Below are 11119 nucleotides of genomic sequence, written 5' to 3'. Positions count from 1 at the left end.
TCTAATTTTTGGATGGTCAAGAATGATAACCCATGCGATGGAAGATTATCTGAAGACAGTCTACCTGCTACAAGAAGGTCAGGAGAAAGTTTCTACCTCTGCTATTGCCCAGCAAATGGAGGTTTCTGCTGCATCCGTCACCGGTATGATCCGAAAGTTGGCGGCGATGGGATTGCTGAATTACACCTCCTATCAAGGCGTTGAATTGACAGAAGGTGGGCAGAAAATCGCCCAAGAGATTATCCGCCATCACCGGTTACTGGAACTTTATCTCGTTGAAATCATGGGATTTACTTGGGACAAAGTGCACGATGAGGCGGATAAACTGGAGCATGTTATTTCCGAGGAATTTGAGGAAAGAATGAGCGAGGCGTTGGGACATCCGACAACCGACCCGCACGGACACGCCATCCCAGCAAAGGATGGTGCACTCCAAGAGGTCGCTTATGAAACATTGACGGAGGTCGATGTGGGTAGTTCTGCCACCGTTCAGCATGTCAATGATAATGATCCCGAAATGCTGCGTTATCTCGATCAGTTGGGCATCTTGCCGCGCACGGTTATCCATGTTGTAGCGAAAGAACCGTTTAACGGGCCGTTGCGTTTGCGGATTGATCAGACCGAACACTTTGTTGGCCTCGAAGTCGCAGGAAACGTATTTGTAAGTCCACAGACGACATAATCTTCATACCGCTTGAACTAATAAAAATCTGTGTCATGCCAATTTAAGAAAGGGGCAGGAGGAGTATGTGCATAATCTATGGTTTGTTGAGTTTCATAATGATACTATTTGTCGCTTGTGGTCAGCAGTCGGATAAGGCGAATGAGAAAGGGTCGAGCTCAACAGGGATATCTAGCCAGAAACCGATTCGTGTGGTGACGACAATCGGCATGATTACCGATATTGTTCAGAATGTTGGGGGCGATCGTGTTGATGCGGTCGGGTTGATGGGACCCGGCATTGACCCACACCTTTATAGAGCGAGTGAAGGCGATGTCGCTCGACTCGCAGGAGCGGATCTTATCTTCTACAATGGCTTGCATCTGGAAGGGAAAATGGCTGGTGTACTCGAAAGGATGCAAGATCAAATAAAGACAGTTGCTGTAACACAGGACGTTGATAGGGCGGTCCTGTTGGCACCGCCAGAGTTTGAAGGGGCATACGACCCACACCTTTGGCTCGATGTAACCCTCTGGATGAAGGCGGTTGAGCGTGTACGAGACACGCTGATTCAGGTGGATAAGGGCAGCGCGGCGTTATACCGGGCGAATACGAAAGACTACTTAGCGAAGCTAGAGGAACTGCACGATTATGTGATGCAGCAAGCGGAGCGAATCTCTCCCGACCAAAGAGTCCTTGTTACAGCCCATGATGCTTTCAATTACTTCGGTCGCGCTTACGGATTTGAAGTGCGTGGACTTCAGGGAATTAGTACAGCAACTGAGGCAGGCACAGCTGATGTGCGAGCGTTAGTGCAGTTTATCGTCGAACGCCGCATTCCCGCTATGTTTGTCGAAACATCTTTGCCCCGACAGAGCATTGAGGCAGTACAAGCCGCTGTCAAAGCGAAGGGATTCTCTGTAGAAATTGGAGGACAACTTTTCTCAGATGCGATGGGGGCATCGGGAACTCTAGAAGGCACGTATATCGGGATGGTGCGTCATAACATTGATACAATCGTAGCATCGCTTCTGCAAACGGTGCCAAATTATGGTGGGTTTTAGAACTATGGTGAATTCTAAAAATAAATAGACCCTTTCGCTCCCCGTGTATGGTAGGCGCTGTTTCCAACTGCGCCGATGCGGTGCGGTTACAAACCGCACCTACCGGGCATGAGGGCAATGCGGTTCGGTTTGGGGTATTTCATTAATTCTAAGATCCACTATATTTCTCTGATTTACCGTAAAAAGCAACGGGTGGATGAACGCGTGTTGGTGTGCGAGAGGAGGACGGAGGATATGACAAAATCCTTGAATGATTCATTGGCTATTGAGGTGGCGGATTTGACCGTGGCGTACCGGGATCAGCCTGTGCTGTGGGACGTGGACCTTAACGTGCCGTCAGGAGTCCTCATGGCAATCGTCGGCCCCAACGGTGCCGGCAAAACGACGCTCATTAAAGCCATCTTGGGGCTAGTGGCACCGGCAGCGGGACGAATATTAATTTACGGTCAGCCATACACCGATCAGCGGCGACTTGTGGGATATGTGCCGCAACGCGGGACTGTCGATTGGGATTTTCCGACGAGTGTGTTGGACGTAGTTATGATGGGATGTTATGGAACCTTGGGTTGGGGACGGCGTCCGGGTCGACGGGAACGTACGCGGGGAATGGAGGCGCTTAAAAATGTTGGGATGCTTGATTTTGCTGACCGGCAGATTAGCCAACTCTCTGGCGGACAACAGCAGCGGGTCTTCTTGGCACGGGCGTTGGTGCAGGACGCCCAAGTGTACTTCATGGACGAACCGTTTCAAGGTGTTGATGCGACAACCGAGCGAGCAATCGTTACGCTCTTGCAGGACCTGCGTGCTGCCGGTAAAACCGTCGTTGCTGTTCATCACGATTTACAAACGGTGGCGGATTACTTTGATTCCGTAACACTGTTGAACGTACGTCGAATCGCCAGCGGTCCAGTGGAGGAAGTATTTACAGAACAGAATCTCCGACTAGCGTATGGTGGCCGCGTCGCTTTCCTCAGTCGAAATGATCAGGGCGATGGGAACACAGGGCAACCTGATGCAAAATTATCTCAGCCAGTTAGCGAAACCACAACTGTACAGGTTGACAAACCGATGGATACCTCACCCCGTTCATCTTAGAGTAAGCTTGCTCTATGTATAAAACATAAAAGCCGTCTTTTGACGCATTACAATTTGTGAACTCTCAACCTAAAAACACAACTTTATTAGGAGGCTATTTTTTTAATGACACGAAAATTGTTGGTTGTTACTGCTGCACTTTTGATTATCTTTTCTCTACAGGCTCAAGCCAGATCCGGTGATGAACCACATCAAAAACTACAGATGAACACCGCACAAGCGGTCTCCTTTGAATCAACATCTACTGATGTCGGACATTTGGTGGTCATCAACGGCAATGAGCACATCGTCCAGCCGAAAAACACCTTCGATTTAGCGGGACAAAATTTACGTTTCACGCCCAATGACCTAGGCGGATACGATGTATCCATACCAGAAGATGTTGAGTTTGTCCAGGCTTTCGGTGATGTATTACAGTTGAGTGATGACGACAGTAAGAAGGTTGAAATCGAATTCGACTTCCCATTTTTTGATGAGGAATATACGGAACTTTTTGTTAATTCAGATGGGAACTTGACATTCGGCAAAGGGGATGCCGCTTCCTTAGCACGGGATTTACAGCGATTTTTGGCAGAATCACCTCGCATCGGTGTGCTGTACACTGACCTGAATCCATTTGATCCTTTTCCTGACCCATTTGGTGGGGAGACGCCTACTGTTGAAGTAAAGCAATCTTCAAAGCAAGTAATCGTTACTTGGTTCAATGTCGAGGCGTTCAGCGAACAGTTCTTTGGTAGTGTGGCATCGCTAACAATGCAGGTTGTCCTGTACGATACAGGCGTTATTGACATCGTTTTTGATAAATCTGATGTGAGAACAGGTATTGTTGGGGTATCTCCCGGTGGACTCGATGATGCCTTTCAAGTGAATTTGGTGGACTACTCGGACAATTTGCCGTTTGAGGGAACAACGGGTGCCATCGCGGAAGTTTTCGTGGATCTACCAACGGTCAACCTGCAGAACGTTACGCGTGAGTTCTACCGAACGCATAACGACGATTTTGATAGTTTAATTCTCTTTACTAATTTTGAATCAAATCTAGACCTAGTAGGAGTTCTGGCTTTTGCTATTAACGTTCAGAATGATGTTTTGGGCATTGGCAACCCAAACAGAGCAGAAATCTTTCCGAAATTTGATCATACCGCCGAGTACGGCAGCCAAGGGAAGCTAAAAAGCTTCCTCACCATGAAAAGCTTGAAGGTGTGGGAGGATGATCCTTTGGAAAATACGTTTGGTCCCGCGACATCTACGCTAAGTGTACTCACTCACGAATTTGGGCATACGTGGATAGCTTTCATCGATCCCCCTGTGTTGCTGACTCAGGATCGGGCACATTGGAATTTTTTCCTACATACGGGTGGATCACTTCTGGGCGGCAATGACATCCAAGATAACGGGGATGGCTCGTTCATTACCTTAGCTCCCAAAAATATTTATAGCCCACTCGATTTATATCTAATGGGTTTACTCGAGACGGAGGATGTGCCTCCGACCTTCTTGGTGACTGACCCCCATGATTTGGATCTTCCACCTCCTTATGATCAACAGACTATAACTTCAGATCGGCTACAGAGCATATATTCCTTGGGGGACGTCGGTTTCCGGGGTGACAAACATGAAGTAGGAATTGAAGATATTATTGCGGTAAACGGGGCACGAATCCCCGATGCTGAATTTTCTCAGAAAGATTTTCGGACTGCGTTTATCCTACTTGCTATGGGTGAGGATGGACCCACTCCTGACGAAATTGATAAGGTGGAGACTGTCAGACTTTATTGGGCGCCCTTCTTTCATCGTGCTGCAAACAACTTAGCAACGATGGTGAGCACCCTTGATGGTACACCCGAAGATGTCAGGCTGCCTAGTGAAGAAGAATCCGATTATGCTTATACACTGCATCTGGATAACGGGTTAAATATCATTTCACCGCCGCTACGTCCAGAGACGCCGCTGACAGCGCGAAGTTTTATGGAGATGGTCGGATCGACGGTTATTATCGCTGCTGATGACGGGGAGTTCATATCTCATACTGACGCAACACCTGGGGATGGCTTCCCGATTGAAGGCGGACGGGGGTATATTGTCAATACGCCGAGAGGCGGTGCGGTCGCATTCACAGGAGCCCCTTGGGACGATTCCGATTCGACGCAAGCTGCAAAGGCAGCAAGCGCACCCTCCGTCAACGGAACGCTTTGGGCATTTGTCGTTGATGGGGTTATGGACGGAGAAGGGTTCCAAGAATCTTACCAAGTTACCGTTGACAATCTCAGAACAGGTAATCGGTTGATGCAAGGATTAGCAGAAGCAGGTGATAGATTTACTTTAGGTTATGCTGATTTGAGTCGAACCCCAGTTGTCCAAGTCGGCGACACGGTGCGTTTGACGCTTACCGATATGGCTTCAGGTAAGCCTATTGGCAAAATAGACCATATCATTACAGCTGATGATATTCGGAAAGCGTATACAACACTTCACCTAACCTTCGATAACATTGCTCCGATGTACACCCAGCTGCTTCAAAATTACCCAAATCCATTCAATCCTGAAACGTGGATCCCCTATCAACTTGCCTCTGATGCGGATGTGTCAATCATCATCTACAATCCGTCAGGTGAACGGATACGCACAATTCCGATAGGCGATCAAGCTGCTGGCTCATATCTTACCAAAGGGCGCGCAGCTTATTGGGATGGTCGCAACGGACGTGGTGAGCTAGTCAGTAGTGGTCTCTATTTCTACCATCTACAAGCTAGCGACTTCACGGATGTCAAGCGGATGATCATCCTAAAATAACGCAGGTTGCCATTAGTAGGCACCATCCGTCGTGCTATCGTAACCTAAGTTACTAGTTGATAAATCAAACGTCAAAAACCGAGTTTTTTATAAGCGAGGCACACGATTGAAGGAAAAATTCAACCTATTTTCCCAAAATCAGACAATATGAATACGAAAAACTCGGTTTTTCTACACTACTAGCAACTTGCGTTATCGTATGTTACGGCATACGGAGTATGCCTATACTTTGGTGCAACTTAAGTTAAAATAGGTTAGCGAATGGAATTGCTACACAATCTCTTCTTCGATTACACCCTACGTACAGTTGCACAGGGTTCTGCCACACTCGGAATCGTCAGCGGTGCCTTGGGGACGTATGCGGTCCTGCGGAAGCAGAGCCTGTTAGGAGACGCAATTTCCCATGCGGCATGGCCCGGTATTGCTCTAGCATTCCTACTTACCGGCAGCAAAGCGCCCCTTGTGCTGGTGTTGGGAGCTGCTGCTGCCGGCTGGATAGGTACACTCTTTGTGATGGGTATTGTCAACACAACCCGTATTAAAGACGATAGCGCCTTGGGATTGGTGCTTTCTGTGTTTTTTGGTTTCGGTCTTGTCCTGCTCACGGCATTCATTCAGAAGATGCCCAACGCCAATCAGGCCGGACTCGACAAATTTCTCTTTGGTCAGGCGGCGGCATTGGTGGAAAGAGACGTCAAAACAATGGCGTCCTTGGGTATTATCGCACTGTTGATAATGATGGTCTTCTGGAAAGATTTCAAACTTCTCAGTTTCGATCCTGACTTCGGAGCCAGTCTCGGTTTTCCTATGCGCTGGCTTGATGTTTTGCTGACGACGCTTATCGTGATTGCCATCGTATTGGGGTTGCAGACCGTCGGTGTGGTACTGATGAGCGCAATGGTTGTCGCACCTGCGGCAGCTGCACGGCAGTGGACAGATCGTCTAGGTATGATGGTTGCTCTTTCCGCTCTGTTTGGTGCAGTTGCCGGCGTGAGTGGCGCACTCATTAGTAGTAGCACAGCACGACTTCCCACCGGTCCAACCATCGTACTCTGTGTCAGCGCGATCGTTTTAGTATCAATGACTCTGGCGCCGAATCGGGGGTTGGTCTGGAATTGGATACGACATCAACGTAACCGCCAACAACTACGAGTCGAAATGGTTTTGGACGACCTCTACGCACTGACCTTGCAGCATGAGGATTTAGAACACCGTCATTCTGTGAGGGTCTTAAATGCGATGAGTGCCGGGCGGGGCGGTGTTAAACGTAGCCTTGAAGAACTAGAGGCTCGTGGCTGGGCACATCGAGTTGGCACAGAATGGGCGCTAACCCCGAAGGGATTGGCTGAAGCAGAACGCTTGGCGGAAATGCGGGGAAATTAGATGAACTTCTCACCACAGATAGAGATTCAAATTATCGCTGCAGTTGTTGCTGTTGCCTGTGCTCTGCCGGGAGTTTTTCTGGTACTTCGCCGTATGGCACTGATGAGCGATGCTATCAGCCATGCAATCCTTCTAGGTATTGTTTTAGCGTTTTTTGTTGTTGAGGATTTAGCATCGCCGTTCCTTATTATTGCAGCTGCGATCACCGGCGTGATTACGGTGGCGCTTGTGGAACTTTTGCACGGTACTGGGCTTGTGCGTGAGGATGCTGCCATCGGGATTGTGTTTCCAGCTCTATTCAGTGGAGGTGTGATTCTCATCTCTCGCTATGCCGGAAGTGTCCATCTAGATACTCATGCTGTGCTGCTGGGAGAATTGGCGTTTGCTTGGATGGAGCGATTGACCGTTTTCGGATACGACTTACCCAAATCGCTTTGGGTGATGGGGAGTATTTTACTAATTAACATCGTTTTCATTACACTGTTTTATAAGGAATTGAAACTGGCGACATTTGATACCGGACTCGCCGCCGCGCTCGGATTTTCACCTGTCCTCGTCCACTACGGTTTGATGAGCTTGGTTTCAGTGACAGCCGTTGGAGCGTTCGATGCGGTAGGATCTATCTTGGTCGTTGCGCTGATGATTGCTCCGCCAGCGACCGCCTACTTGCTGACCGATCGACTCTCCTATATGCTTGGACTGAGCGCGTTAAATGGTATTGCGAGTGCTATCACCGGCTACTGGCTAGCACGTTGGCTCGATGCGTCTATCGCCGGTACTATGGCAACGATGAGTGGTGTTTTCTTCCTTTTGACCTTCCTTCTCGCACCAACCCGCGGTCTAATTGCTATCGCCCGGCGACGGGTGCGTCAACGGTGGCAATTTGCTCAGACAATGCTCACCATACACCTGCTAAACCATGAAGGCTCTCCCGAAGCCCAACAGGAACGTCGCATTGAACACCTAGATGAACATCTTCGCTGGACTCCTTCTTTCGCAGAGCGGGTTGTAAGATATGCAGAAAGGCAGGGCACCATCCAGTCCGATGCAGGTGATTTGATGTTGACTGAGCATGGTCGACAGGTCGCCCGCGAAGGTTTGAGTATGTCTGAGGCAAGCCCCGATCAGAGATCGGAATTCGCAGTTTCGTAGGATATTAAGTCGTTGAAACCAGTACCTTACATCCCTATAAGTGGATTAACATGTGGACTCCCCTCTCAATCCTCTAAATCATTTCCCCAAGCGACTTCTTACATTTCTCGGTCTTATTCCAACCCAATGCCTCTGTATTGCGTTTTTCTTCTTGCTTTATCACAAGCTCCTCGCATACTGGATGCAGACGGCTTCCGTTAACCTAGGAGCGGTCAAATTTCATCGCCATGTGGTTCCTCTCTACGCACTGCCGCAAATCGATCTGAGCATCTGGATACTTCCTGCATTGGTCGTTCTGATAGTATTTCTCCTCCTTTGTTGCCGAATCTTCCTCCAGCAGTCTGCGTCCTCCACTCAGTTATTTGTCATCTCGATTGGCTTTTTTCTCATAATCAGTATCAGCGTTGCCATGATTGACGGCTACCGGGAGGTGGCCGGACGACATTTACCTGCATTTCTTGAACCGTATACGCGGACAAGATACGAATACTACAGCGATGTGCCGAAGGTAGATCGGGTCGGCCTCCTGTCATTCATGCGAGATTACGCCAAACCGGAGTTGTTCTCAACTTTATCGGGGCACGCACAAACCCATCCACCCGGCGGTATACTGTTCCTGTGGATTATCAGCAAGCTCTTTGGATATAATTTGTTGGCTGCATCACTTGGGTCGGTTATCTTCACAAGCCTAACAGTGATACCAATCTACCTGCTTGCAAAAGAGCTATACGGTGAATCAATCGGACGATACGCCCTCGTGCTACTCCTCATTACTCCCAACTTCGTCATGTTCACGGGGACATCGATGGATGGGCCGTTCAGCCTTTTCCCAATCTTGAGCCTCTACCTATTTTACAGAGGGATTTTTTCGGGCCAAGCGAGATTCTACGGATTCTTAACGGGGATCTCACTTGGTTGTGGGCTGCTGATGACATACTCGACAGTGTTCATCGGTCTGTTTTTTAGTGTCGTTATGCTGCTTACCTTAATCGTAGATCGAAGTCGATTCAGACGTACATTAACTTTATTGTTAATCGCCGGTGTTACCTTCATCACATTTTATCTGCTGATATTTCTATTTACAGGGTTCAATCTGATTGAAGCGTTGCAAGCATCAATAAGAAAAGACAGGGCGGCACTGGGAACAGGATACGAGACGATTGGGCGATACTTTCACTTGAGCGTTGGAAATCTGTTTGCTTTTTTTATTGGGGTTGGGATACCGATGACAACTGTATGGCTTCGGCAGGTTGTGCTGGCAATTCAAGACAGACGACATGGCAAGCCAATCGACATCTACATCGTTGGCTACCTAATTTCGTTGCTGGTGATTGCCTTTTCTACGCTTTTCACGATGGAGGTCGAGCGGGTCTGGATCTTTATGGCACCTTTTATTGTTCTCCCTGTAGCGAAACATCTCAGCCGGCGAGGTCTGGCAGATTTCTACTGGGTTGCTGGGCTGTCCTGCTTGCAATTAGTTCTATTTGAGGCGACACTGTATACTTACTGGTGACCATAGCAACCTCGCCCACTTGAAATGGCAAAGCAGATAACTTCAATGACAACTGACCTTGCAATAGCGTAACAAAACAGGTAAAATATCCCAACATCGTAATAATACAATAAAAAATGTCCCGATTAGATCGGGATCAGATGAAGGGAAGGCTATGTCAGACAAAGTTGGAATCGGTCTCATTGGCTGTGGTGGAATGGGATCCCATCATGCGCGAAATCTCGCTGAAATCGAAGGGGCGCATTTACGCGGGTTCGCTGATGTCCGCAGTGAAGCCGCTCAACAGTTGCAGACTGAAGTCGGCTGCGACTACTGCACAACCGATCCACAGGATCTTTTCAACGACGATCTAGTTGACGTTGTGTTAATCTGTACCCATCACGACCTGCATGTACCTCTCGCGATTGAAGCCGCAGAAGCCGGCAAGCAAATCTTTGTTGAAAAGCCGTTGGCACTGACGATCGAAGGGTGCGAACAGATCGAGACAGCGGTAGAACGCGCAAGCGTAAAGTTGATGGCTGGGTTTCAAGCGCGATTTTCGCCCTTCATTGCTAAACTCAAGGAGGTGGTTCCGACGCCTCTTGTGATTGTTGGGCAGCTCGTGGATCCGCGGTGGGGCGATGATAGTTGGGCCAACGATCCGGTCGAAGGTGGCGGCAACGTCCTTTCGCAGGGTTGTCATCTGTTTGATGCGATGTGTTGGCTCGCCGGATCCGAACCGACCACCATTTATGCAGAGGGCGGTAACCTGACCCATCCGAAGATTCCCGAAATCACCGATAGTGTTGTTGCCACGATTCGATTTGCCAACGGCTGCGTGGCGACGGGGTTGGCTGGCAAGGCGTTCTACGAATTGTTCGGCGGAACGAAGACCGCAACGCTCTACGGTTATTATGGTGAACCTGCGATTAAGTTTTGGGGCGTGGAGCCTGCTGATTTCACGATGGAGGATCTACCCTCCGATTATCGCAACGGTAGCGCGGCTCACGGGTATGTCGATGAGATGCAAGCGTTAATTGATTGGGTGGGGAAGGATATAGATCCTGTAAATGCAGCGAAGGTAAAGGATGGGCTGCGAGCGACGAAAATCGGGGTCAAAGCAATTGAGTCAATTCGGACAGGTCAGCCCCAGCATTTTTAAGAGATAACGGCATTTGATGCTTACAAAATAGAGGTTGGATTATATGAAAATTACGAACATTGAGACATTTATTGTGGACGCCGGCTGGCGTCCTTGGACATTTGTCAAAGTTGCAACAGATGAGGGTATCACCGGTTACGGTGAATGCAGCGACGGCAGATCTCCTCACGGAATTGTTGGAACAATTAAGGATTTGGAGCAGGCACTCATCGGTACGGATCCAAGAGCCTTCGAGATGCGGTTCTGGGACATGATTCGGGGCACGCGCCAAAGCCCCGGCGGTATCGCTGCCAAAGCCATCGCCGGAATTGAGTGCG

The 11119-nt window shown here is 48.9% G+C and carries 9 protein-coding genes; all 9 read left to right on the top strand.

Features of this window, described 5'->3' with window-relative positions; all coding sequences use genetic code 11:
- The first annotated feature begins 22 nt into the window (after positions 1-22).
- Positions 23-682 carry a metal-dependent transcriptional regulator gene (locus J4G02_15620; GenBank protein ID MCE2395994.1) on the top strand — a complete coding sequence of 220 codons (660 nt, stop codon included), beginning with the start codon at positions 23-25 and terminating at the stop codon, positions 680-682.
- A gap of 65 nt (positions 683-747) precedes the next feature.
- A complete protein-coding gene (locus tag J4G02_15615; GenBank protein MCE2395993.1) occupies positions 748-1725 on the top strand; it encodes a zinc ABC transporter substrate-binding protein in 978 nt (325 codons plus the stop codon).
- A 234-nt stretch (positions 1726-1959) separates the two neighbouring features.
- Complete coding sequence (locus tag J4G02_15610) at positions 1960-2820, top strand: metal ABC transporter ATP-binding protein (GenBank protein MCE2395992.1); 861 nt, start codon at positions 1960-1962, stop codon at positions 2818-2820.
- Positions 2821-3573: 753 nt separating this feature from the next.
- Positions 3574-5613, top strand: a complete 2040-nt coding sequence (locus J4G02_15605) for a hypothetical protein (GenBank protein MCE2395991.1) — start codon at positions 3574-3576, stop codon at positions 5611-5613.
- A 261-nt stretch (positions 5614-5874) separates the two neighbouring features.
- Positions 5875-6996, top strand: coding sequence for a metal ABC transporter permease (locus J4G02_15600; protein MCE2395990.1), 1122 nt, complete (start codon positions 5875-5877; stop codon positions 6994-6996).
- Positions 6997-8148 carry a metal ABC transporter permease gene (locus J4G02_15595; GenBank protein ID MCE2395989.1) on the top strand — a complete coding sequence of 384 codons (1152 nt, stop codon included), beginning with the start codon at positions 6997-6999 and terminating at the stop codon, positions 8146-8148.
- A 181-nt stretch (positions 8149-8329) separates the two neighbouring features.
- The gene (locus J4G02_15590) at positions 8330-9661 is read left to right on the top strand and encodes a glycosyltransferase family 39 protein (GenBank protein MCE2395988.1); all 1332 of its coding nucleotides are present in this window, start codon (positions 8330-8332) and stop codon (positions 9659-9661) included.
- Between the two features lie 154 nt (positions 9662-9815).
- Positions 9816-10802, top strand: coding sequence for a Gfo/Idh/MocA family oxidoreductase (locus tag J4G02_15585; protein ID MCE2395987.1), 987 nt, complete (start codon positions 9816-9818; stop codon positions 10800-10802).
- Between the two features lie 43 nt (positions 10803-10845).
- Positions 10846-11119, top strand: a 274-nt coding sequence (locus J4G02_15580; protein ID MCE2395986.1) for a mandelate racemase/muconate lactonizing enzyme family protein, incomplete at its 3' end; no start/stop codon positions are given.

The organism is Candidatus Poribacteria bacterium (assembly GCA_021295755.1).
Taxonomy (GTDB): Bacteria; Poribacteria; WGA-4E; order WGA-4E; family PCPOR2b; genus PCPOR2b.
Note: the sequence above shows the minus strand (reverse complement) of the source record. Positions and strands in the feature narration are given on the sequence as shown.

What these genes read in the sequence shown, in the direction of transcription:
- J4G02_15620 (MCE2395994.1), top strand. Translation starts at nt 23, where the DNA reads ATGATAACCCATGCGATGGAAGATTATCTGAAGACAGTCTACCTGCTA.
- J4G02_15615 (MCE2395993.1), top strand. Translation starts at nt 748, where the DNA reads ATGTGCATAATCTATGGTTTGTTGAGTTTCATAATGATACTATTTGTC.
- J4G02_15610 (MCE2395992.1), top strand. Translation starts at nt 1,960, where the DNA reads ATGACAAAATCCTTGAATGATTCATTGGCTATTGAGGTGGCGGATTTG.
- J4G02_15605 (MCE2395991.1), top strand. Translation starts at nt 3,574, where the DNA reads ATGCAGGTTGTCCTGTACGATACAGGCGTTATTGACATCGTTTTTGAT.
- J4G02_15600 (MCE2395990.1), top strand. Translation starts at nt 5,875, where the DNA reads ATGGAATTGCTACACAATCTCTTCTTCGATTACACCCTACGTACAGTT.
- J4G02_15595 (MCE2395989.1), top strand. Translation starts at nt 6,997, where the DNA reads ATGAACTTCTCACCACAGATAGAGATTCAAATTATCGCTGCAGTTGTT.
- J4G02_15590 (MCE2395988.1), top strand. Translation starts at nt 8,330, where the DNA reads ATGCAGACGGCTTCCGTTAACCTAGGAGCGGTCAAATTTCATCGCCAT.
- J4G02_15585 (MCE2395987.1), top strand. Translation starts at nt 9,816, where the DNA reads ATGTCAGACAAAGTTGGAATCGGTCTCATTGGCTGTGGTGGAATGGGA.